This is a genomic window from Halomonas hibernica (assembly GCF_013183775.1).
Lineage (GTDB): Bacteria > Pseudomonadota > Gammaproteobacteria > Pseudomonadales > Halomonadaceae > Vreelandella > Vreelandella citrativorans.
The window spans coordinates 132,215-154,300 of the sequence record NZ_VIFN01000004.1; the positions used below are offsets into that span (position 1 = coordinate 132,215).

Consider the following 22,086-nt stretch of genomic DNA (forward strand, 5'->3'; position numbering starts at 1 on the left):
AAAAAAAACCGCTTACGCACAACGTAAGCGGTTTTTTTCTGCGGTACATATAGGCTAGGTATTGGCCCGGCTGGCCTGTAACGTGCGGGTCAATAGCGCGCGAAGGGCGGCAGGTTTTACCGGTTTCAGCAGCAGTTGATAGCCGTCGCGTTTGACCTTGTCCGCAACGGCTTCGGTACGGTCAGCGGTAATCACAATGCCGGGCACCGCGCCCGATAAACGCTCGCTCAGTGCGTCCAGAGCCATCAAGCCGGTCACTTCATTGTCCAGGTGGTAGTCAGCGAGGATCGCATCCGGGTCGCCATCCATGTTGCGCAGGATGGATTTAGCGCCCCCAATGCTGGTGGCGGTAAAGACTTCACACCCCCAGCCGCTGAGCATGGCGGTCATGCCTTCCAAAATCAGGGTTTCATTGTCGATACACACAACGCGCGCACCGGCTAGCTTATTGCCGCTGCGCCGGTTGGTAGGCTCTTGCTGCTCGGCAGCGGTGATTGCCCTGGCCGCTACTACAGGCACGCTGACGGAGAACACGGTACCAGTACCTTCCCAGGAGCGAACCTTAATCGGGTGGTCAAGCACTCGGCTCATGCGGTCAGCAATCGAGAGCCCAAGCCCCAGGCCTTTTTCACTCTCCTTGTGACGCGATACCTGATCCAGACGGCGGAACTCCTGAAAGATTTCCGTGAGCTTGGACTCGGGGATGCCGGGGCCGCTGTCCCAGACTTCTATTAAAAGCCGCTGCCCTTGGCGACGACAGCCCAGCAGCACATGCCCATCCTGCGTATAACGCACCGCGTTGGAAAGGAAGTTTTGCACGATCCGGCGCAGCATCTGCGGGTCCGAATCAACCCATAGCTGGGTTGGCACAACGTTGAGATCCAGGCCGCGGTTATCGGCCATGACTTCAAATTCAGCGCGCAGCGGGCGGAATATATCGGCGAGTGCAAAGTGGCTGCGGCGCGGTGTCAGCGCGCCGGCGTCCAGTTTGGAGATATCCAGCAACGTGCTCAACAGCTCTTCAGCGGCCTGTAGCGAGTTATCAATATGCCCGATGGTACGCTGCGTATCCGGAGTGGTTACGTTTTGCATAAGCGCTGACGTAAACAGCCGAGCAGCATTCAGCGGCTGCAATAAATCGTGGCTTGCTGCTGCTAAAAAGCGTGTTTTAGAGGCGTTGGCATCTTCCGCCAGTTGCTTGGCCTGGCGCAGGGCCTGCTCGGCCTCGGCGCGAACACGGTTCTCCTGACGCAGGGCGGCGTTGGCTTCAGAAAGTGCTTGGGTACGCTCGCGAACGCGCTCTTCTAGTGTTTCATTGGTCTCTTCAAGCGCTATTTCAGCTTGTCGACGCTCAGTAATGTCTTGATAAAGCGAGAAAAAGCCCAGAATCGACTGGCTGTCGCCAAAGTGAGGGGTATAGGTGACCAGCATATGGCGCATGACATCGTTGACGTGCATGGAGACTTCAAAACTTACCCGTTCTCCATTCAGTGCTCGGGCGACCCAAGGGCCACGCTCTTCTGACTGCTTAAGTGACAGCACATCCTCAAAGCGCCGGCCAATCACCGCATTACGATCAATGTTAAATGCTTGCTCATAGGCGCGGTTGGTAAACAGGTAGCGGCACTCTTTATCAAAGTAGGCAATGAGCGCAGGGACATTATCGGTGTAAATACGGATATTGTTTTCGGAACGAATCAGTGCCTCTTCAATCCGCTTTTGCTGGGTAATATCCTGGTACGTGTAAACAAATCCACCGCCGGGCATCGGGTTACCCTGAACTTCCAGCACGCTGCCATCCTGACGATAGCGTACGTAGCGATGAGGGTGACCTTCGCGAATATTATCCAGCAGTAGCTGGACATGCTCTTCGGGGTCGCCCGGGCCATATTCGCTGTTATGAGCGTTATAGCGGAAGATGCGATCAATTGGCGCGCCGACGCGAATTAAATGGTCGGGAAAGCGGAACAGCTCAAGATAGCGTTGGTTCCAGACGACCAGGCACAGATTTTGGTCAACAACGCTAATCCCCTGGTTAATGTTTTCGATAGTGGCCTGCAGCAGTGCCCGGTTGAACTCCAGTACCTGTGACGCTTCATCCACAATAGAGATAACATCGGAAATGCCGATTCCGCGTCCTTGTAGCGCTGAGTTAACGACAATGCGTGCCGAGGATGCGCCGAGTACCGAGGCAAGAAACCGCTCGGTAAATTGAATAACATCAATGGAGGCGCGTGTGCTGTAGTCCAGTGGCTTGCCCAGGCGGCGCGCGTAATCCTCAAATGCCCGTTCCACCTGGCTTGCGCCCAAAAAGCGCTCACATAATACTTTTAGGTCGCCCACCGTCGTGGCACCTGTCCACGGGCGGTTCACCGAGGTCTGGCGCGTTTCAACACTATCGACAAATAGCGAGGCCTGGATACGCTCAACCACTCGCTGCGAGGTCACCTGGGAGATGAAGATATAGCAAAACAGGTTAACGCCCAGCGATAGCATGACGCCATGGGTAAAGCTATCCCCCAGGTTCAGGCCAAAAAGGGCAGTGGGAGAGAGCCAGGCAATCCCCATCGGGCCGTCAGAGAGCCATGCCAGGGGCAGCACGCCGGCATTCGTCATGGCGGGCAACAAGAGGCTGTAAACCCAGATGGCAAAGCCTGCGTTCATTCCCACGATAACGCCCAACCGGTTACCGCGTTTCCAGTAAAGCCCGCCAATGACCGCAGGGGCAAACTGCGCGGCGGCCGCAAAGGAGAGCATGCCGATAGAAGCAAGCGAAGTGAGCTCGACGATGAGTCGGTAAAAGCCGTAGGACATCGCCAACACGACAGCAATGGTGATGCGACGGGCTCGCAGGACCAGGCGTCCGTAGTCGCGGGCTTTGGTATCAAACCAGCGCAACCGGAACAGGGCCGGGATAACAATTTCATTGGAAATCATGATGGAAACGGCGACTGCTGCAACAATCACCATGCCGGTGGCGGCTGAAAACCCGCCAATGAAGGTCAGCAGCGTTAACCACTCATGGCCCGAGGCCATGGAAAGCGCCAACACATAGGTATCAGGCTCGACGCCGCTCTCTGAAAAGAGCAGTAACCCGGCTGCGGCCAAAGGCACAACGAAAAAAGCGATAGCCAACAGATAAAGCGGAAACAGCCAGCGGGCTTTGGTGGCGTCATCCGGGTGAATATTTTCAACCACGGCGACATGAAATTGACGTGGCAGGCAGAGAATCGCCAGCATCGCGAGCAGCGTTTGTGCCCAAAAGCTTTGGCCGAAGTCCTGGTTGGCGAGCTGACGCTGAAGGCCAAGCTGGCTCTCTGCGTGCCCCATTAGCTCGCTCAAGCCATCGAACATGCCCCAGGTAACAAAGGCGCCTAGCACAATAAATGCGACAAGTTTGACGATGGATTCAAACGCGACGGCATGAATCAAGCCTTCATGGTGCTCGGTCGCATCGGTATGACGGGTACCAAACAAAATGGCAAACACTGCCATAATAACGGCTATATAAAAGGCGGTGTCGCCAAAGAGCGGGCTTCCCACGCTATCGCTGGCATCGGTTAGCACGCTAAACGTGGACGAGACAGCCTTTAGCTGTAGCGCGATATAGGGAAGCGTTCCGATCAGCGCGACCAGGCTTGCAAACGCGGCAAGCGACTGCGTCTTTCCGTAGCGCGAGGCGATAAAGTCCGCGATAGAAGTGACGTTTTGGTGTTTGGCAACGCGGATCATTTTGGCGAGAACCGGCCAAAACAGTAAAAATGTCAGGATAGGACCAACAAAAATACTCGCAAAGGACCAGCCTGCCGTGGCTGCCTGGCCTACCGCGCCGTAAAATGTCCAGGAGGTGCAGTAAATGGCCAGCGCCAAGCTATATATGAAGGGGCGTCGGCGGCTGGAGCCGTGGGTGCGGGCACGGCGGTCGCCGTGCCAGGCAATACCGAAGAGAATCGCGATATAAAGAAAGGATACCGCGACCAGCAGCCCACCGTGAAACATGCCTATTTCCCCCACCAACGTTTATCTCGCCCAGCGAGCGGCGCGTGTAAAGAGCCCCATTCTAGGCGAAGAGCAACGCTTGCGTCTCTCCTATGCGTCGGCATTCCCGCATACGGTGGCTAACAGCGTGGATGTTTCGCGCAAGAGGCGAAGTTCGCTCAACTGCGCCTCGCCAGCCTCGTTGCTTAGCGGCACCAGTTCACGGCTTTCGCAGTTCAGCAAGTAGGGTTGAGTAGACACAAAATCAGTATGACGGCGAATGAACTGGTAAAGAATAAACTCTACCACCTGGTCGCCTTCAATATCGCGGGTAATAATGTTGTCGCTATCCACCACGCTAAACTGGGTCGTGATGGGGAAAACAAACGTCCATGGGCGCCATACTTCTGTTCCGGTGGCACTACTGACGATGACGGATGATTCAGGTAACTGGTGTTGTTTGTGCTCAAACCACGAGTACTCCACGTGAATCTGATAACCGAGCATACCCAGCCCCGCAAACACCGGCACTATCCATTTAGGAAGCCGGTTGCGAGATAGATTGCGCAGAATCAAACCAATCCCCGCAGCGGCCAGTGCAGCAAAAATAGCGGCAATCAAGTGCCATATCATAAAGCGATTTCCTGAAAGAGAACGGGCTTCCCAAAGGAAGCCCGGTTCGACATGGGTTCCGTGAAATGTGCTCTGGCGAGCGCATTCAGGAACGATTATGGCTTAGTGATCAACTGCGGCACCAGCACCTTTTGGATAGCGTACGCTTTGCACTAGCTCCTGGATCTCTTTAGGCGGCGGCGCCGTCATGCTAGAGACAAGGAAGGCAACGGCAAAGTTGATCATGGCGCCCACCGCACCGAAGGAGAGCGGGGAGATACCGAACAGCCAGTTATCCGGGGTATTGGGCAGCATGTTGGTGCCCGGGATAAAGAACCAGCCGAGGTAGGTAAAGATATACAGCAGGGTACACGCCAGGCCTGACAGCATACCGGCCACGGCTCCGGTGCTGTTCATGCGAGTTGAGAAAATACCCATCATCAGTACCGGGAACAGCGAGGCGCCGGCAATACCGAAGGCCAGGGCGACGGTCTGTGCCGCAAACCCTGGCGGGTTCAAGCCAAGATAGGTGGCCAGCAAGATAGCCCCGCCCATAGAGATACGTGCTGCTAACATCTCCTTCTTCTCGCTGATATTCGGATTGATCGTGTTCTTGATTAAGTCATGACTGATCGCCGACGAGATAGCGAGAAGCAGACCCGCCGCTGTCGAGAGGGCGGCCGCAATACCGCCCGCCGCGATCAAGCCAATTACCCAGGCGGGTAGGTTGGCGATTTCTGGGTTAGCCAGAACCAGAATGTCATTGTTGACCGTCAGCTCATTGCCTTCCCAGCCGCGACTATCAGCGATAACGTCAAACTCAGCGTTGGCATCGTTATAGAACTGGATGCGGCCGTCATCGTTAAAGTCAAAGAACGTGATCAGGCCAGTCTCTTCCCAGGTGCGGAACCACTCAGGACGATCCTCGTAGAAGATTGGCTCGGCACCGGCCTCCTCATAATTCTCAACCTGGCCGGTTAGCTCAGGATAAACGGTGGTCATCAGGTTCAGACGCGCCATGGAGGCTACGGCTGGCGCTGTTAGGTACAACAGCGCGATGAAGACCAGCGCCCAGCCCGCAGACCAGCGTGCGTCAGCCACCTTGGGAACCGTGAAGAAGCGAATGATAACGTGGGGAAGGCCAGCGGTACCGATCATTAGCGAGAGCGTGAACAGCACCATATTCAGCTTGTTGTCGACGTCGGCGGTGTAATCCTGAAACCCAAGTGCCATGACGACATCATCAAGCTTTTGCAGCAATGGCAGGCCAGATTCCGTGTGGGAGCTGAACATACCGAACATGGGGATGGGGTTGCCCGTCAACTGCATGGAAATGAACACAGCCGGGATGGTGTAGGCCACAATCAGTACGATGTACTGGGCGACTTGAGTATAAGTGATGCCCTTCATACCGCCGAAGACGGCGTACAGGAAAACAATCCCTGCAGCGATCCAGATGCCCCAAGTGCTGGGTACTTCCAGAAAGCGTGAGAAGGCAACGCCAGCCCCGGTCATTTGCCCGATTACATAAGTAACCGATGCGATAATCAGGCAGATAACCGCGACGACCCGAGCGGTACGGCTATAGAAGCGCTCACCGATAAAGTCTGGAACGGTAAACTTGCCGAATTTACGCAGGTAGGGAGCGAGCAGCATAGCCAGAATAACGAAGCCGCCGGTCCAGCCCATCAGGTAGGTTGAGTTGGCGTAACCGCCAGAGGCGATCAGGCCCGCCATGGAAATAAACGAGGCCGCTGACATCCAGTCGGCCGCTGTGGCCATACCGTTAGTGATCGGGTGAACACCACCGCCAGCCACATAGAACTCTTTTGTGGAGCCCGCGCGCGCCCATATCGCGATACCGATATAGAGCGCAAAGGAGGCGCCTACAAAAAGCAGGTTGATTGCAAATTGGCTCATTCTGACTTACTCCTCAAGGCCAAATTTCTTATCGAGCTGATTCATTCTCCAGGCGTAGAAGAAGATCAGAGCAATAAAGGTAAGGATCGAGCCCTGCTGAGCAAACCAGAAGCCCAGGTCTGTTCCCCCTATGTGAATGCTTGCTAGAAGCGGTCTAAACAAAATCGCACATCCGTAAGACACGAACGCCCACACAATAAGGCACCCGGTAATTAAACGAACGTTGGCTTTCCAGTATTCCGCAGCATTGGATTTGTCATCTGCCATTGTGTTGCTCTCCACTTGTGTTTTTAGGTTTGGAAAGTTCACCAGGAATAGCGTTTAGCATGTCAGGGTAATGGCACGCTAAAACTACCTACCGCTTGGTCTTGCCTCTTGGTTGGTTATTGGTTATTACCGTTGATACAAGCGTTTTATAAGGTTTTGGTAAGTTTTGGTTAGCGCTGTGCAATTACCCTGAATGATGCATTGTCAATACTGAACAATAATCGCTAAAAAATAATCCCAGACTTTGGTATCACTATCTATTGTAGACTAAATAAAGTGTTTCAAATGGCTGAATATTAGCGTTTTTACGTATATTTTTTCAGCAGACTACCCGTTAGTTGAACGATGGTCTAGGGTTTGGTTAAAAGATAATATTTGCTACTTTAAAATAGCGTTCAATGCTAACGGTTAGTTGCTAGGGAGGTGCTACTTTAGTCGTTTAAACCAACGTCGGGGCGACGTTGGAATAATAGATAAAGGTATATAGAGTAGTATGTGTTTCTTGGTGGAAGGTTTTTAGTGGCAGGTTTTTGTACAGGCTTGTTTGGGTTAGTTGGCTTGTTTTATTGAGAAGGACTTATGCTAGGCAGTCGTCTGACGCTACCGTTATTAATAAAAAGTAGTAGGCTGGCTCTTAAGCACCGTAAACCAGAAAGAAGTACTTCACCCGTTGATTGACGTACTTCCAATTTTACGGACGTCGCTTTTTTCTTTTGTCGTGTAAGGACATGCCCATGGTTGATGTTGATCTGTCCCAACTGCCATTTACCTTGCTTGATGACACGGGGCGCGAGCATGTTCGTCGAGGCATGGACCTTGCCTATTTTGACCGCGATGACATTATCCTGGAAATGGGCGAGCAGGGTGCTTACGTTTTTCTTATTCATAAGGGAGACGTCGCTGAGATAGATCCCTCCTTGCCTGCGGCAAGTGCTCACATTGGGCACTACACGGCAGGGGACTTGTTTGGCGCCATTAGCATCTTGAACGGAAAAAGCCGCTACCGCTTTCAGGCTGAGCAGGAGTGCCTTTGCTACACCATGCCCAGCCTCCTGTTTAGCCAGCTGTGTCGCCAGTACCCTCCTTTTGAGCAGTTCTTTAGGCAGTCACTTGCTCACAAGGCGCGCTTGTTGACAGAAAAGCGCGCCGACGGTGGCGTCACCATGGCAGGCTTTATGCTGGCCCGCATTAGTGAATGTATGCGAGCGCCCCTACTGATGGATGCTTCTACCACTATTGCCGGGGCGGTTGAAAAGCTTAACGAAAGCCATGCTGACAGCCTGCTGGTGGAAACCCAAGGCAAGCTTGGCATGGTGACGAAAACCGATTTGCTCAATGGCCTGGTCGTGAGCGGCTTCACGTCAGCCACTCTGGTGGGTCAGGTGGCGCACTTCTCCCTTGTCACGGTAACGCCTGAGCAGTACCTGTTTGAAGCCCTGGTGTTAATGACTCGGCACAAGGTTACCCGCGTTGTGGTGATGGAGCAGGCCGCGTTAAAAGGCGTGGTCGAGCTGACGGATGTGCTGAGTTATTTTTCCAGCCGAAGTTACGTTGTTAGTCTGCAGGTGGAGCAGGCTGATGACTTGGAAACGTTGGCAGTTGCTAGTCATCGCACCCCTGAACTTGTCACAGCCCTGATGGCACAAGGCGTTAAGCTTAATTTTGCCATGGACCTGCTGGCGGCCTTGAATGGCCGGATTATGAGCAAGGCCTGGGATTTTGTTATCAATGAGGAGCATCATCAGCATAGCTGCCTGATGGTGATGGGGAGTGAAGGGCGCGGCGAGCAAATTTTGAAAACGGATCAGGATAATGGTCTGATTTTAGACGACGACGCCCAGTGGCCAAGTGTCGCCGATGATATGCAGGCCTTAACCGAGACGCTCATAAAACTGGGTTACCCGCCGTGCCCTGGTAATATTATGGTCTCTAACCCCGAGTGGGTTGCCAGCGTTTCTCAGTGGAAGAAGCGTATTGCTCAATGGGCCAACGTGCGCGATGGCGATAGTTTAATGAAACTTGCCATTATGCTGGACGCTCATTCAATGGCAGGGAATCCATGTTTACTTGAAAGCGTGCGCGAGGCGCTATTTGCGCGCTGTGCCCATGATGAAATTCTGCTTTCCTACTTTGCGCGTGCGGCTCTGCGTTTTTCAACACCGCTGACGCTTTTTGGTTCGCTTAAAAAGCCTCAGCACGGTATCGATATCAAAAAAGGCGGCATTTTTCCGATTGTCCACGGTGTACGTACCATGGCGCTTGAGCGGCGCATCAGCGTAACCTCGACGCTGGGCAGGTTGGAGGCACTGGTTGATGATGGCCGCCTTGAACGGCGCACAGCTGATGATTTAGGAGAGGCACTTTCACTGTTGACCGAGCTGCGTCTTAAACAGCAACTTAGCGGGCAGGATATGGACGATGCGCGCTCCAATCACGTGGTGGTGCAAGAGCTCTCGTCACTTGAGCGCGATTTATTGCGCGAGTCGCTACATATCGTTAAAGACTTTAAACAGCGCCTCTCCTATCGTTACCATTTAGAGTATTCATGAGCAGCGCTATGCAAGGCAGCAAAAAAGGCATGGCACTGCTGGGGCAAACGCTGCGCAGAATGTTTAAGCGTGAGCGAGATCGGCGCCGCTATGCGAATTCGCCTTACGCCTGGCTTTTCCAGCCCTATATGGGGGAAGAGCTAGTGGCGCTGGCTTGCGAATCAATACCCGGTGAAACGTCGGTATTAAGTGTGGCTGCTGTGGTACTTAATCAACAGCAAGTGCACACAAGCCAGGCGTGGGTGGCGACGTTTGCCGACCCACAAACGGTTGACCAGACGGCGCTGCGCCAGCATCAGCGGCTTTACAATCCCGCCACGGCGGTACCCCTCTGTGCCGAGACACTGCATGCGTTTACCGATTTTATTGGCAACCGGCCGCTGGTCGGGTGGCAACTGGACCAGCAGTTTTGCATGCTTAATAGAGCCTTTAGAACGCACCTCGGGTTTGGGCTGCCTAATGTTCAGGTCGATGTGGCCAAACTGCATCAACGCCAATTGCGCCGTTTACACCCGTTAGTGGAGTCTTCCCAACCATTTTCCGAGGCGCTGGCCTGCTGGCAAGTGCCTGCTATCTCGACCCAGAGGTTGTTAGGTAAAGCCACCGCAAGCGCCTTGCTGTATATGCGCTTACAGCGTGATATGGCGCAATCGGGTTAGCTTCAAGCGTAATGGCGCCTGTGCCGATGGCCGTATTGATAACCGTATTGATAACCATAGTGATGACCGTAGTTATGACCATAGTAACGACGTGATTTTGCCAGTTGGGTGAACGGCGGGAGTATTGTTAGAATAGCGGCTGCTCCTTCTACCATTGGCAGTGCTTATATCATGCAACACCTTGATCATTTTGACCCCGCCGCGGCAACCGTTGCACCGACGCCTGACCTGCAAGGCCAGCCGGCGCTTGAGGACGCCAAACAAAAACGCGAATTCAACAAGTTGCAAAAGCGACTGCGGCGCGAGGTAGGTAATGCGATTATCGATTACCAAATGATCAATGAGGGTGATCGGATCATGGTCTGCCTGTCGGGTGGTAAAGACAGCTACACCATGCTTGAGATTTTACGCAACCTGCAGCGCAATGCGCCGGTGAATTTTTCACTGGTGGCGGTCAATATGGACCAAAAGCAGCCTGGTTTTCCTGAGCATATACTGCCCCGGTATCTGGAAAAACTCGGCGTGGAGTACCGCATTCTGGAGCGCGACACATACTCGGTAGTGAAAGAAAAAACGCCGGAAGGCAAGACAACTTGCGCGCTTTGCTCGCGGTTAAGGCGCGGGTCGCTTTACGGGTTTGCCGAAGAAATCGGCGCCAACAAGATCGCCCTTGGCCATCATCGTGAAGATATTCTGGAAACGCTGTTTCTCAATATGTTCTTTGGCGGCAGCCTGAAGGCAATGCCGCCCAAGCTGCTTTCCGATGACGGCAAGAATGTCGTGATTCGTCCGCTGGCCTACTGTAAAGAGGCGGATATTGCGGAGTTTTCGCGCCTGATGGAGTTCCCGATTATTCCCTGCAACCTGTGCGGTTCGCAGCCGAACATGCAGCGTCAGGTCGTTAAGGAAATGCTGGCCGAGTGGGACAAAAAGTATCCGGGGCGTTTGGAAAGCATGTTTAAAGCGGTCACTAACGTCGCGCCTTCGCAGCTAGCTGACCGCGACCTGTTTGACTTTGCGGGACTGGAAGCCAAACAGGAAGCACTCATGGCGGGGCGTATTGAAGCATTTAACGTGAGCTAATCACCGGCTCTTCCTCTTCAGCAAGCGCTATAAGCCGCTGCATATCGAGGATGTTAACCTCGCGCCCTGAGACGGCCACCACGTCTTGCTGCTGAAAACGGCTCAAGATACGGCTGACCGTCTCAACCGCCAGCCCCAGATAATTGCCGATATCCGCACGCGCCATTGAAAGCCTAAAGCTGTAAGGCGAGTAACCCCGACGCCGAAAACGCTCTGAAAGCGTCAGTAGAAAACTGGCCAGCCGCTGGTCGGCGGTTTTGCGCGACAACAGGCGCATCATGCGCCGGTCATCGCGAAGCTCCTTGCTCATACTGCGGTACAGCTGACCACGAAGCTCCGGCAGCTCCTCTGAAAGCAGGTCCAGCCGATCAAAGGGAATTTCGCAGATGGTGGTGGTTTCAAGGGCAATCACGCTGCCTGGGTAGTGCTCTTCGTCAATGCCGTCCAATCCGACAAGCTCGCTGGGCAAAAAGAAGTTAGTGAGCTGATCGTTGCCATTACCTTCGCTGGTTACCTGTTTTAGGCTGCCTGAGCGAACGGCATACACACTGGTAAAACGGTCGCCTTGACGAAACAGTGTTTCGCCCTTTTTCAGCGGTGCTCGGCGTCTGATGATGGCATCAAACTGCCCCATGCCTTCAAGCTCAAGCGCTAGTGGAAGGCAAAGCGAGCTTAGGCTGCAGGTCTGGCAGCGTGCTTCTTGAAGAAGCGAGCGTCGTTGGCTTGTCGAGGGTAGCATGACTATCTCCCTGTTTCTCTTTTGCCTAAATGGCTATCTACCGCAGGCGTTGATGCCGCCGGTTAAACGATTCTTGAGTAGCGTTGGCCTGAGTGCCCCGGAAGGTAAGCATCAAACGCCATGGCCAGTTGGCGAATCAGTAAACGGCCCATTGGCGTCGCCTCAAGCGTATCATCCAAGCGAACGATTAGCCCGTCCTGTTCAGCAGTGCGTAGGCTTTCCAGCGCACTGGCAAAGTAGTCGTTGGCGTTAACCTGCCATTGCCGGCTAACCGCTGCTAAATCCAGGCGCATATCGCACATTAAACGTTCGATAACGTCGGCTCGTATTAGGTCATCCTGATTTAATCGTACGCCTTTCACGGTAGCCAGTCGACCTTGATCCAGGTTCTCTTCGTAGCTAGCCAGGTCAGTAGGGTTTTGCGCATAGCTATCGCCTATTCGGGAAATAGCTGACACGCCCAGACCGATAAGATCGCATCTGGCATGGCTGGAGTAGCCCTGAAAATTGCGCTGTAGGGTGCCGTTGGCTTGGGCAACCGCCAGGCTGTCATTGGGTTTGGCAAAGTGATCCATCCCAATATGTTGATAGCCCGCAGCGGTCAGCATGTCGATGGTCGTACGCAGAATCGAAAGCTTTTCATCCGCACCTGGCAGGTCATCCACGCTGATACGTCGCTGAGGCTTGAAGCGTTCAGGCAAATGCGCGTAATTAAACACGGATAAACGCGCCGGATTTAACGCGATCACCTGTTCAAGCGTCTTGGCGAAGCTCCTTTCCGTTTGAAAGGGCAGACCGTAGATTAAATCCAGATTCAGCGAGAGAAAGCCCAACCGGTGTGCTTCATCCATTAGTGTTTCGGTAAGCACGCGAGGCTGATGACGGTTAATCGCCTTTTGAACGCGTGGGTCCAGGTCCTGTACGCCAAGGCTCAGGCGGTTGAAGCCCAAAGACTGCAGGTGGCGCAGGGTTAAAACATCGGCTTCGCGCGGGTCGATCTCAATGGCGTAGTCACGCTCTGGTGCGTTTGAAAGACCGAAGCGTGCGTCCAGGCGGTCAATCAAGTCGCCCATCTGCTCCAGTGAAAGAAACGTAGGGGTGCCTCCGCCCCAGTGCAACTGATTGACAGGGCGCTTTGTATCCAGATGACGGGCCGTCAGGACCATCTCACGATCTAGCCGATAGAGATACGACTCGGCCAGGGCGGTGTTCTTCGTGGCAATTTTATTGCACGCGCAATAAAAGCAGATTTTGCGACAAAACGGGATATGGACATAGATGGAGAGCGGGCGCTGGCTTGCGTTGCTGCGCTCAATGGCCTGGGTCGCATTTTCGGCGGTAAACCCTTCGTGAAAGGCCAGCGCCGTCGGGTAGGAGGTGTAGCGTGGGCCGCTTTTATCATAACGGCGCAGCAATGCTTCATCCCAGCGGGTGCTGGATGACGCGGTAGCAGTAACGGATGAGGGGACAGCCGTGGCACATACAGGCATGAAGAGGCGCTCCGGTAGCTGAAAATACGTTTTAAAAGCTACCGATAGGCTAGAGAACATAGCGCTGTAGTGCGTTGCGCCAGGTCAATGATTGGCGTGTGAGTGTCCGCCTGAATGCCCACCTGAGTGCATGTTGAGTGCCCAAAGCTGCCATACGGCAAAGCCGATAATGACGAGCGCAGCGATGGTTCTTGTCGCGGGGTGACGAATAAGATGTTTAAGCTTGCGTGCAGCAAGTCCTGTGGCCAGTAGTGTAGGCAGGGTGCCCAGGCCAAAAGCGCCCATTAATAAAGCCCCTTGAAGCGGCCGGGCCGTCGCCAGGCTCCAGGCCAGCATTGAATACACCAGCCCACAGGGCAGCCAGCCCCAAATGGCGCCTAGCGCGCATGCCTGGGGGAAATGAACCACCGGCATCAAGCGTCGGCCCCAGGGCTCAAGGTGACGCCATAATCGTTTGCCCACGGCTTCCACGCGCAAAAGCCCTTTCCACCAGTTAGCAATATACAGCGCCATGAGAATCAGCATGAGCGCTGCAACGCCTTGCAACAACTGGCGCGCCAGCAGTGAGGGCGAAAGCACGGTGCCCAACGCGGCTACCAGCGCGCCTGCCGTCATGTAGCTTAATATTCGGCCCAAGTTGTAGCTTAGCAGTAGGCCGCCCATACGCGCCGAGCTACGCATGCTGGGCGGAATGGCAAAGGTTAATGCGCTCATGACGCCTCCGCACATGCCGATGCAGTGGGCCCCGCCCATCAATCCAAACACGAACGCGGCGATAAGCGGAGGAAGATCAAGCCCGGTCGGGTTCATGGCACGCCTTTGACTGCTGAAGTGGATAAATGGGAGGTGGATACGTTGGAAGTAGATAGCCTGTGTGAAAAGCGTAGCGTATTAGCAATGACGGCAAGCACACTGCCGCCAGCGCTCGTGATGGCGCCAAACGGCGATAGAGCGCCCACTGCCGCCAGGCAAAGCGCTATCACGCTGATGGAGGCCGCCATGCCCATTGAGTGTTGTATGCAGCGCTGCGTGGCGCGGGCAATGGCTAGGGTTTCTACGGAGCGCCCGCTTTGTGGGCTGAGTATGACCACGTCTGAGCAAGACGCTATCGCCTCATCTGCAGGCTGCGTTGTTGTGGCCAATGAAAGCAGGGCGCGAGGATTCGTTATCACCACGCCTCGTGCACGTAACTGCTGGTAAGCGACCGTTAGCGCCGCTGGGGTTGCCAACGCCAGTGCGCACGGGCTGCCTGCTATTAGCAGCGAAAGCAGTACATCCAATGCCATTAGCGGTTTAAACCACCACCAGAGGGCTGTCACCCCCAGCGCTATGATAAGCAGGCCAACGGCCCATTTGTGCACGCCGCGTGCGTTAATGCTGGCCAGGTGCTTTCCAGTAAAAGCAGCGCCAACCAGGGCGCCTAGCGCTGTAATACGGGCGCGGGCAGGCGGTTGGACTACGTTAATCACCAGCGGGTTTTCGAGGTTTTGGCAGCCTGCCAGCACGCTATCTCCTTTCGCGTAACTCACCGGGAGCGGTTCGCCTGTGAGCTGTGAGGTGTTCAGGCTTGATGTGCCTTGCTCGATAATGCCGTCAGCAGGTATCCGCTGCCCCGCGTTCACTACGATACGATCACCTGGGCAAAGCTCACTCGCGGGTAAAATTCGTTCGCTTTCATCGGGGGTACGTCGAATGGTCGTGGCGGGTAGGGCTCCTTTAAATGTGTCTTGAGGGCTTCTTAAAATGGGTAATGATCGAGCGCAGCCAAAAAGGAGTAACAGCGTTGTGAGCAGCGCAATCATGCCAACGTACATGCCAACGTAGTGCTCCCCTGTGTGAAAAAACGATGCGTAGCCGCTGGCCAGGTAAGCGCAGCCCAGTGCCAGGGCAATAGGCACGGCCGGACCCAACAAGCCACGCTTTATATCGGCAAGCGCTTGTCGAAAAAAAGGCGGCGTGGCAAACAGCATGACAAGCGTTGCCAGTACCATGGGAAGCCAGTGAAGCAGCGTAGTAGTACGCGTATTGAGATCCCCTCGTACTTCACTCGGCAAAAAAAGCATGAGCAGCGTGATACCGAGAAGGCACGCCCCCGATACTCCCAGCCGCCAAGCACACAGGCGCTTTTTATAGCGCCCGCGTTCCTGTGCAGGGTCTGGCTCAAAAGGCAGGGCGCTGTAGCCAATACCGGCAAGCTCGGCCAGTAGCTGGGAAAGCTTAAGCTTGCTGGGGTGCCAGCTAACGTGAAGGCGATGCCGTGATAAATCGACGGCACTTGAGGCGATGCCCTTCAGCGCATTTAAGCGATGTTCAATTAACCAGCCACAGGCATTGCAGGTAATACCTTCTACCGCGAGCGTAGCGCTTAACTGGTCACTGTCGACGCCAAGGGGCAACGTTTTCCGGAATTTTGTTTCAAATTCAGGGCTGTCGAAATACGCCCAGGCATCGCTATCGAGAGACTCTCCGGCAGGCGTTTCGGGCAGCTCAGTGCGCTGCTGGTAATAGCGCGCCAGGCCGCCCTGTACAATGGCATGGGCAACGGCCTCGCAGCCTGGGCAGCACAACGGGTACGTGGTGGCATCCAGCGTTATATGCCAAGGCGCATTGCTCGGAACAGGGCTGCCACAGTGGTAACAAGAGGAGGCCGGTAACGTTGTCATGGCTTCGCTGCCCGTGCTTTAAATAACCGTATCATCAACGTTTTATCAGGCAAGAGTGTTTCCTTAAGGTAGCAGCCATCGGAAAACTCTTGAATGAATAGTGAAGGTTTAACGGATTAAAATGCCAGGAGAAAGAAAACAGTGATGCCAGACGCTTATGCAGGATATTTGCCCCTTCCGCCAGACGCGCTGGAAGATACCTTGGCGAAAACTGAAGCCCCCGGCTTCTTTTTGGTGGAGGGGCTTGGGCCGCTGGCAGTGGTGGGGCGGGCGCATATCGGGCGAATTTTATGGGCGCATGGCGCAGGCGCTGGGCATCAGTCATCTTTTATGCAGCGCATGATCAATGGGCTGGCAGCCCAGGGGCTTCAGGTGTTTGCGATTGACTTTCCCTATATGCAGCAGATTAATCAACAGGGTAAACGCCGCCCGCCACCGCCGGTTGCTCACACGGTAGCGCATTTTACTGCCTGGTATCGTCTGCTTGCGCCATTGGCGGCATCGCCACTGTGGGTGGGCGGAAAGTCAATGGGCGGACGAATTGCGACGATGTTGGCCAGCCAGCGGGCTTGCCCTGGTGTTATCGCCGCGGGCTATCCGTTTCATCCGCCGAAAGCGCCTGAAAAACGTCGGTTAAGTCACTGGCCTGATATTCACTGTCCGGTATTGGTACTGCAAGGCGAGCGTGACCCGTTTGGTACGCGTGAAGAAGTAATTGGCTATCCATTAACGCCTCAAACCAGGCTTGACTGGTTAACCGATGGTGACCATGACTTTAAGCCACGGCGCGCTTCTGGATTAAAACATGAGTTTTTGATTGACGAGGCGGCCTCACTTGCGGCATCCTTCGTCCGCGCTCATGGAACGCCTTCGGGAATGTGAGCAACGCGCTGGTTTAAATCACAAAGTTTAAACATAACGTGTTGACATTCAGCGAGGCTTCTGTAGAATGCAGCGCCACGTGACCAGCGGGTGGTTAGCTCAGTTGGGAGAGCACCAGCCTTACAAGCTGGGGGTCACTGGTTCGAACCCAGTACCACCCACCATCGAAAGATGGCCTGGAAACGTAAAGCAGTACCAAAGTAATATCAGCATGATGTAATGCGGACCGGTAGTTCAGTTGGTTAGAATGCCGGCCTGTCACGCCGGAGGTCGCGAGTTCGAGTCTCGTCCGGTCCGCCATCATCATACGGTTTACTTTGTAGCAGTTATCGCTATTCGGACCGGTAGTTCAGTTGGTTAGAATGCCGGCCTGTCACGCCGGAGGTCGCGAGTTCGAGTCTCGTCCGGTCCGCCACGATAACTTGCAGATTCGTTGATTAAAGATCAACACCCTGGGTGGTTAGCTCAGTTGGGAGAGCACCAGCCTTACAAGCTGGGGGTCACTGGTTCGAACCCAGTACCACCCACCATTTAAAGTCCTTTTAAATGGTTGTCATTGTAATACCGCGTTAAGTGCCTTATATGTGGACCGGTAGTTCAGTTGGTTAGAATGCCGGCCTGTCACGCCGGAGGTCGCGAGTTCGAGTCTCGTCCGGTCCGCCATTAAGCACCTTCGGTTTATACCGAACGAATTCTAAAACCCCGGATCATTGATCCGGGGTTTTTCGTATGTGCGCTGGTTGGTTACGCCAGTCAGGCAACCGCGCTAACACCTGCCTTGGCAATCTGGACGTCCTGCTCAGGTTTTACACCGGAAATGCCTACCGCGCCGATCACTTGCCCATCGACGATCACCGGAATGCCACCTGACAATAAGCCAGGGAAGGGCGCGGAAACAAATGCAGTGCGGCCACCGTTAATCATCTCTTCAAACACCTGCGTTTCCTTGCGGCCAATAGCGGCATTACGCGCTTTATGAGAGGCGATTTCCGCGCTAAAGGGCGCGGCTCCATCCAGGCGGCGTAGCGCCAGCAGGTGGCCGCCATCATCAGTGACCACAATCGTCACCGGCCAGCGGTTGTGGTCAGCTTCTTGTTGCGCAGCATCAAGTATCTTGTTGATATCGGTAAGCGTCAGTACGGCTTTGGTTTGCATAGCATTTCCTGTTGGTTGGTTAATGAGTGTTATTGAGCAAGTGCGGCGTCTACCACTTCGACCCAGTGGCGAACCGGCGTCCGGTTCGCGCCTGCCAGGTGCGTTTGGCAGCCAATATTAGCCGTTACGATAAGCGCTGGGTTGCCTGCCTCCAGAGCATTGAGCTTATTGTCGCGCAGCTGTGTGGCCAGTTCCGGCTGGGTGACCGAGTAGGTGCCCGCTGATCCGCAGCAGAGATGAGCATCCTGCACCGGGGTCAGCGTAAACCCTAACGTGGTTAGTACGCCTTCAACCGCGCCGTTAAGCTTCTGGGCGTGTTGTAGCGTGCAAGGGCAGTGAAAGGCCAGCCGCTGAGTCTCTTTTACCTGAAGGGCGTCCAGGGGTTCCTCTCGAAGTATCTCAACAATGTCTTTTGCCAGCGCACTGACTCTCTGGGCTTTTTCAGCATAGCGCGGGTCATCCTTGAGCATATAGCCATACTCTTTGATAAATGCCCCGCATCCACTGGCCGTTTGAACAATAGCTTCTGCTCCTTGCTCAATATGTGGCCACCAGGCATCAATGTTGGCGCGCATGCGTGCTCGGCCGTCATCCTGGGCATTGAGGTGAAAGTCAATGGCCCCGCAGCAGCCCGCTTCTGTGACGGGCGTTAAGCTAATATCCAGTCGGTCCAGCAGCCGCGCTGTGGCGGCGTTGGTATTGGGCGATAACCCAGGCTGTACACACCCCTCTAGCATCAGCATTTTCCGAGTATGCTGCGTACTGCCCGGCCGTTTGCCGGCATCAATGGGCGCGGCTGGCATTTTATTGCGTAGCTTGCCTGGCACCAGCGGCTTGAAGGTTTGGCCCAGTTTAAGCAGCGCCTTGAAGCGCGTTGGCTCTACCATCATTTTACGCAGCGTATAGCGCTGGGCACGCTCGGCTGGCGGACGCGGTACTCGACGCTCAATTTCAGCGCGGCCGATATTTAACAGCTTGTGATACTCGACCCCGGAAGGGCAGGTCGTTTCACAGTTCTGGCAGGTTAGGCAGCGGTCCAGGTGCAACCGGGTTTCCGCGGTGACCTGGTCATCGTCGTCGCGGCTTTCCAGCAGCTCCTTCATCAGGTAGATGCGCCCGCGGGGGCCGTCACGTTCATCGCCCAGCAACTGGTAAGTGGGGCAGGTCGCGTTACAGAAACCGCAGTGTACGCAGGTGCGCAAAATGCGCTCCGCCTCCTGAATATGCGGCTTTTGAAGATCCGCATCGGTAAAATGCGTTTGCATATCAGCTCTCCTGATTAAAGCGCCGCATAAAGACGACCGGGATTAAAAATAGCGTGAGTATCCAGCTCCGCTTTCAGCCTACGGTGATACTTTTCAACCACGCTGTTTAACGGCGTAAAGGGCTCAGCGGCCCCACCTTGCGCCTGCGGGGTGTAGCAGGTAGCGTGCCCGCCGGCGGCCTGGCATGCCTTGCGTAACGTTGCTGCATCGAGGGTGGTTTTTACCCAGCGCTGGCTGCCGCCCCAGTCGTAAAAGATATCTTGCTGGGGAATATCCAATGCAAGCGGGGCAGTGTTCGGAGGGAGTGAAAGGCGCCACAGCGGTGGGTCATCGCGGTACTTAAAGAAGTCATGGGTATGATCACGCAGCGAGGCCCAAAAGCTGGCCTCCAGTGGTTCGCCACCCAAGCGCTCACGGGTCGCTTTTACCGAGCTTTCGCCCCCCTCCAGGCGAATAAACAACTCGCCTGAGTGCCAGGCAGCGGCAGTGATGGGTAGCGGCTCACGGCCAAGTTCAGCCAGTTTGTGTAAGGCCGCTTCAAGGCTTAGTGACAGGCGCAGACAGTGGCTTGCTGTGGGAACAGGCAGCACCTTAAAGGAGATATCGGCCAGTACGCCAAGCGTGCCTTGGGCACCGGTCATTAAGCGGGAAAGATCATACCCTGCCACGTTTTTCATCACCTCGCCACCAAAGCGCAGCAGCTTGCCCTCTTGGGTAATAATGCGTGTGCCGAGCACAAAGTCGCGTGCGGCACCCGCCCAGGGGCGCCGGGGGCCAGAAAGCCCGGTGGCTACGGCGCCGCCAATGGTGCTGTTCTCACCAAAGGAGGGCGGCTCAAAGGGGAGCATTTGATGGTGTTCGGCAAGCGCTGCCTGAAGCACGCTTAATCGTGTGCCCGCCCGCACGGTGACTACCAGCTCTACGGGGTCGTAAGAGACGATGCCGCTGTGCTCTGCCATGTGCAGCGGCTGGCCTTCCACAGGGCGGCCATAAAACGCACGAGTGTTCCCCCCTGCAATACGCAGTGGCGTGCGCGTTTCATACGCGTTACGCACCTGGTCACACAGGCGCTCAGAGATATCGCGGTCTGCGGCGTTAATCGCTAGATCGGTCATGAGTGTTCCTTATGCCATCAAAAACGCGGAAGCTCCGGGTGCGGCAATTCATTGTTATGCACATGCATGGCGCCAAATTCGGCACAGCGAGCAAGCGTAGGGATGTTTTTACCGGGGTTGAGCAGGCGCTTTGCATCAAACGCGGCTTTTAGCGCATGAAAAATGCGGATCTCATCGGCCTGGAACTGGCTGCACATCTGATTGATTTTTTCGCGCCCCACGCCGTGCTCGCCGGTAATGGACCCGCCCGCTTCCACGCAAAGCTCCAGAATCTTGCCGCCAACGTCCTCGGCAAGCGCAAGCTGCCCCTCTTTGTTGGCATCAAACAGAATCAGCGGGTGCATGTTGCCATCGCCTGCGTGAAACACGTTGGCCACGGCCAGACCACTCTGTTCAGAAAGTGCGGCGATCCCCTTGAGTACGCGCGGCAATTCGCGGCGCGGGATCGTGCCGTCCATGCAGTAGTAGTCTGGCGACATACGGCCAACCGCTGGGAAGGCATTTTTACGTCCGGCCCAAAACATGGCTCGCTCAGCCTCATCGCGGGCCTGTTGAATCTGTGTGGCGCCTGCCTTTTCGAGTACCCGACGTACCGTTTCACAGTCGTCATCTACATCTGCCTCAACGCCATCCAGCTCACAGAGCAAAATGGCTTCAGCATCCATCGGGTAACCCGCTTTAACAAAATCTTCAGCCGCTTTAATGGCTAGCCTGTCCATCATTTCCAGCCCGCCTGGAATGATGCCTGCGGCAATAATGTCGCCCACCGCTCGGCCCGCTTTTTCAATATCGTTGAAGCTTGCCATCAAGACCTTGGCGGTTTCCGGCTTGGGCAGCAGCTTAACGGTAATTTCAGTCACCACACCGAGCATGCCCTCTGAACCATTCATCAGTGCCAGAAGATCAAAACCCGGCGCATCCAGCGACTCGGCGCCCAGCGTCATGTGCTCGCCTTCAATAGTGAGCACATCAACACGGAGTACGTTATGCACTGTGAGCCCGTACTTTAAACAGTGCACGCCGCCTGCGTTTTCCGCCACGTTGCCGCCAATTGAGCAGGCGATTTGAGATGACGGGTCAGGGGCGTAGTAAAGCCCGTAAGGCGCGGCCGCTTCAGAAATAGCCAGGTTGCGTACCCCCGGCTGTACACGCGCCAGGCGGGCGTCCGGGTCAACGCTTAAGATACGATTAAAACGCGACATTACCAGCAGCACACCTTGTTCCAGCGGAAGTGCGCCGCCAGAAAGGCCGGTGCCCGCACCGCGCGTCACTACGGGGACATCCAGTGCGTGGCAGCGCTTTAGCAGGGCTTCAACCTGCTCAAGGTTCTCGGGCAGCGCCACCAGCATGGGTAGCACCCGGTACGCCGCCAAGCCATCGCACTCAAAAGGGCGCAGGTCTTCTTCCCGATGGAGCAGGGTCATGGAGGGCACTGCCTGCTGTATCTCGCTTAAAACCTCGGCTTTATCGCGGTGGACAAGCTCGCCGTCAAGGCGCTCATCAAAGAGAATATTCATCACAACTTCTCTGGTTTTTTTATCGTTAAAGGTAACCGCACGGTCAATTTGCTATGGCATCAATCTGAGCTTTTTTTGTGCGGCTGTCCAGGGTGTGGTGCAATGGTCAGACCAGTAATTAGTCGATGTTGAAACGCGCTGCCGCCTGCTTGCCAACGGGTAAATCGTACCTTGCCATGGGCGACCAACCAG

Annotated in this window: 16 protein-coding genes and 5 tRNA genes; 9 read left to right on the forward strand and 12 right to left on the reverse strand. The window is 55.0% G+C overall.

Annotated elements, in window-relative coordinates:
* Nucleotides 1-54 precede the first annotated feature (54 nt).
* The 4 genes from FKN99_RS08290 to FKN99_RS08305 form a co-directional block, all read right to left on the reverse strand.
* The gene (locus tag FKN99_RS08290; RefSeq protein WP_172117420.1) at nucleotides 55-3,999 is read right to left on the reverse strand and encodes a hybrid sensor histidine kinase/response regulator; all 3,945 of its coding nucleotides are present in this window, start codon (nucleotides 3,997-3,999) and stop codon (nucleotides 55-57) included.
* A 90-nt stretch (nucleotides 4,000-4,089) separates the two neighbouring features.
* Nucleotides 4,090-4,611, reverse strand: coding sequence for a hypothetical protein (locus FKN99_RS08295; protein ID WP_172117421.1), 522 nt, complete (start codon nucleotides 4,609-4,611; stop codon nucleotides 4,090-4,092).
* A 102-nt stretch (nucleotides 4,612-4,713) separates the two neighbouring features.
* Nucleotides 4,714-6,510, reverse strand: coding sequence for a sodium:solute symporter family protein (locus FKN99_RS08300; RefSeq protein WP_172117422.1), 1,797 nt, complete (start codon nucleotides 6,508-6,510; stop codon nucleotides 4,714-4,716).
* 6 nt (nucleotides 6,511-6,516) lie between these two features.
* Entirely contained in the window at nucleotides 6,517-6,777 is a 261-nt protein-coding gene (locus FKN99_RS08305; protein ID WP_172117423.1) for a DUF4212 domain-containing protein, read from the reverse strand.
* 734 nt (nucleotides 6,778-7,511) lie between these two features.
* Between FKN99_RS08305 and FKN99_RS08310 the strand changes: the two genes are divergently transcribed.
* The 3 genes from FKN99_RS08310 (at nucleotide 7,512) to ttcA (ending at nucleotide 11,068) form a co-directional block, all read left to right on the forward strand.
* The gene (locus tag FKN99_RS08310; RefSeq protein WP_172117424.1) at nucleotides 7,512-9,326 is read left to right on the forward strand and encodes a putative nucleotidyltransferase substrate binding domain-containing protein; all 1,815 of its coding nucleotides are present in this window, start codon (nucleotides 7,512-7,514) and stop codon (nucleotides 9,324-9,326) included.
* A gap of 8 nt (nucleotides 9,327-9,334) precedes the next feature.
* On the forward strand, nucleotides 9,335-9,985 hold the full coding sequence (locus tag FKN99_RS08315) for a 3'-5' exonuclease family protein (protein ID WP_172117425.1): 651 nt from the start codon (nucleotides 9,335-9,337) through the stop codon (nucleotides 9,983-9,985).
* Nucleotides 9,986-10,156: 171 nt separating this feature from the next.
* Complete coding sequence (ttcA, locus tag FKN99_RS08320) at nucleotides 10,157-11,068, forward strand: tRNA 2-thiocytidine(32) synthetase TtcA (protein WP_172117426.1); 912 nt, start codon at nucleotides 10,157-10,159, stop codon at nucleotides 11,066-11,068.
* Here ttcA and fnr read toward each other — a convergent pair.
* The 4 genes from fnr to FKN99_RS08340 form a co-directional block, all read right to left on the reverse strand.
* The gene (gene fnr, locus FKN99_RS08325) at nucleotides 11,055-11,807 is read right to left on the reverse strand and encodes a fumarate/nitrate reduction transcriptional regulator Fnr (protein ID WP_172117427.1); all 753 of its coding nucleotides are present in this window, start codon (nucleotides 11,805-11,807) and stop codon (nucleotides 11,055-11,057) included. The genes ttcA and fnr overlap by 14 nt on opposite strands.
* 62 nt (nucleotides 11,808-11,869) lie before the next feature.
* Nucleotides 11,870-13,297: an oxygen-independent coproporphyrinogen III oxidase gene (gene hemN, locus FKN99_RS08330; protein ID WP_172117428.1), complete on the reverse strand. Its 1,428-nt coding sequence runs from the start codon at nucleotides 13,295-13,297 to the stop codon at nucleotides 11,870-11,872.
* An 84-nt stretch (nucleotides 13,298-13,381) separates the two neighbouring features.
* On the reverse strand, nucleotides 13,382-14,107 hold the full coding sequence (locus FKN99_RS08335; protein WP_172117429.1) for a sulfite exporter TauE/SafE family protein: 726 nt from the start codon (nucleotides 14,105-14,107) through the stop codon (nucleotides 13,382-13,384).
* Complete coding sequence (locus FKN99_RS08340; protein WP_172117430.1) at nucleotides 14,104-15,960, reverse strand: heavy metal translocating P-type ATPase metal-binding domain-containing protein; 1,857 nt, start codon at nucleotides 15,958-15,960, stop codon at nucleotides 14,104-14,106. Before FKN99_RS08340 ends, FKN99_RS08335 begins: the two co-directional genes overlap by 4 nt.
* A 144-nt stretch (nucleotides 15,961-16,104) precedes the next feature.
* Here FKN99_RS08340 and FKN99_RS08345 point away from each other — a divergent pair, with 144 nt between their 5' ends.
* From FKN99_RS08345 to FKN99_RS08370, 6 genes are all read left to right on the forward strand, one after another.
* Nucleotides 16,105-16,842 (forward strand): alpha/beta fold hydrolase, encoded by a 738-nt coding sequence (locus FKN99_RS08345; RefSeq protein WP_172117431.1) that lies wholly within the window; start codon nucleotides 16,105-16,107, stop codon nucleotides 16,840-16,842.
* Nucleotides 16,843-16,930: 88 nt separating this feature from the next.
* A tRNA-Val gene (locus FKN99_RS08350) sits at nucleotides 16,931-17,006 on the forward strand.
* Between the two features lie 59 nt (nucleotides 17,007-17,065).
* Nucleotides 17,066-17,142: transfer RNA gene (locus FKN99_RS08355), tRNA-Asp, on the forward strand.
* A 38-nt stretch (nucleotides 17,143-17,180) separates the two neighbouring features.
* Nucleotides 17,181-17,257 (forward strand) — tRNA-Asp (locus FKN99_RS08360).
* Nucleotides 17,258-17,296: 39 nt separating this feature from the next.
* A tRNA-Val gene (locus FKN99_RS08365) sits at nucleotides 17,297-17,372 on the forward strand.
* Between the two features lie 56 nt (nucleotides 17,373-17,428).
* Nucleotides 17,429-17,505: transfer RNA gene (locus FKN99_RS08370), tRNA-Asp, on the forward strand.
* A 90-nt stretch (nucleotides 17,506-17,595) separates the two neighbouring features.
* Here FKN99_RS08370 and FKN99_RS08375 read toward each other — a convergent pair.
* Genes FKN99_RS08375 through glcD form a run of 4 tightly spaced genes read right to left on the reverse strand, consistent with a single transcriptional unit; the run spans nucleotide 17,596 to nucleotide 21,894 of the window.
* A complete protein-coding gene (locus FKN99_RS08375) occupies nucleotides 17,596-17,997 on the reverse strand; it encodes a GlcG/HbpS family heme-binding protein (RefSeq protein WP_172117432.1) in 402 nt (133 codons plus the stop codon).
* A gap of 29 nt (nucleotides 17,998-18,026) precedes the next feature.
* The gene (glcF, locus tag FKN99_RS08380; RefSeq protein WP_172117433.1) at nucleotides 18,027-19,262 is read right to left on the reverse strand and encodes a glycolate oxidase subunit GlcF; all 1,236 of its coding nucleotides are present in this window, start codon (nucleotides 19,260-19,262) and stop codon (nucleotides 18,027-18,029) included.
* Between the two features lie 14 nt (nucleotides 19,263-19,276).
* A complete protein-coding gene (glcE, locus tag FKN99_RS08385; RefSeq protein WP_172117434.1) occupies nucleotides 19,277-20,377 on the reverse strand; it encodes a glycolate oxidase subunit GlcE in 1,101 nt (366 codons plus the stop codon).
* Nucleotides 20,378-20,394: 17 nt separating this feature from the next.
* The gene (gene glcD, locus FKN99_RS08390; RefSeq protein ID WP_172117435.1) at nucleotides 20,395-21,894 is read right to left on the reverse strand and encodes a glycolate oxidase subunit GlcD; all 1,500 of its coding nucleotides are present in this window, start codon (nucleotides 21,892-21,894) and stop codon (nucleotides 20,395-20,397) included.
* Nucleotides 21,895-22,086 lie beyond the last annotated feature (192 nt).

Coding starts and splice junctions, on each gene's coding strand:
- hemN (WP_172117428.1), bottom strand. CDS start 13,297: ATGCCTGTATGTGCCACGGCTGTCCCCTCATCCGTTACTGCTACCGCG.
- FKN99_RS08295 (WP_172117421.1), bottom strand. CDS start 4,611: ATGATATGGCACTTGATTGCCGCTATTTTTGCTGCACTGGCCGCTGCG.
- fnr (WP_172117427.1), bottom strand. CDS start 11,807: ATGCTACCCTCGACAAGCCAACGACGCTCGCTTCTTCAAGAAGCACGC.
- FKN99_RS08310 (WP_172117424.1), top strand. CDS start 7,512: ATGGTTGATGTTGATCTGTCCCAACTGCCATTTACCTTGCTTGATGAC.
- FKN99_RS08335 (WP_172117429.1), bottom strand. CDS start 14,107: ATGAACCCGACCGGGCTTGATCTTCCTCCGCTTATCGCCGCGTTCGTG.
- FKN99_RS08300 (WP_172117422.1), bottom strand. CDS start 6,510: ATGAGCCAATTTGCAATCAACCTGCTTTTTGTAGGCGCCTCCTTTGCG.
- glcF (WP_172117433.1), bottom strand. CDS start 19,262: ATGCAAACGCATTTTACCGATGCGGATCTTCAAAAGCCGCATATTCAG.
- FKN99_RS08315 (WP_172117425.1), top strand. CDS start 9,335: ATGCAAGGCAGCAAAAAAGGCATGGCACTGCTGGGGCAAACGCTGCGC.
- glcE (WP_172117434.1), bottom strand. CDS start 20,377: ATGACCGATCTAGCGATTAACGCCGCAGACCGCGATATCTCTGAGCGC.
- glcD (WP_172117435.1), bottom strand. CDS start 21,894: ATGAATATTCTCTTTGATGAGCGCCTTGACGGCGAGCTTGTCCACCGC.
- FKN99_RS08345 (WP_172117431.1), top strand. CDS start 16,105: ATGCCAGACGCTTATGCAGGATATTTGCCCCTTCCGCCAGACGCGCTG.
- ttcA (WP_172117426.1), top strand. CDS start 10,157: ATGCAACACCTTGATCATTTTGACCCCGCCGCGGCAACCGTTGCACCG.
- FKN99_RS08375 (WP_172117432.1), bottom strand. CDS start 17,997: ATGCAAACCAAAGCCGTACTGACGCTTACCGATATCAACAAGATACTT.
- FKN99_RS08305 (WP_172117423.1), bottom strand. CDS start 6,777: ATGGCAGATGACAAATCCAATGCTGCGGAATACTGGAAAGCCAACGTT.
- FKN99_RS08340 (WP_172117430.1), bottom strand. CDS start 15,960: ATGACAACGTTACCGGCCTCCTCTTGTTACCACTGTGGCAGCCCTGTT.
- FKN99_RS08290 (WP_172117420.1), bottom strand. CDS start 3,999: ATGTTTCACGGTGGGCTGCTGGTCGCGGTATCCTTTCTTTATATCGCG.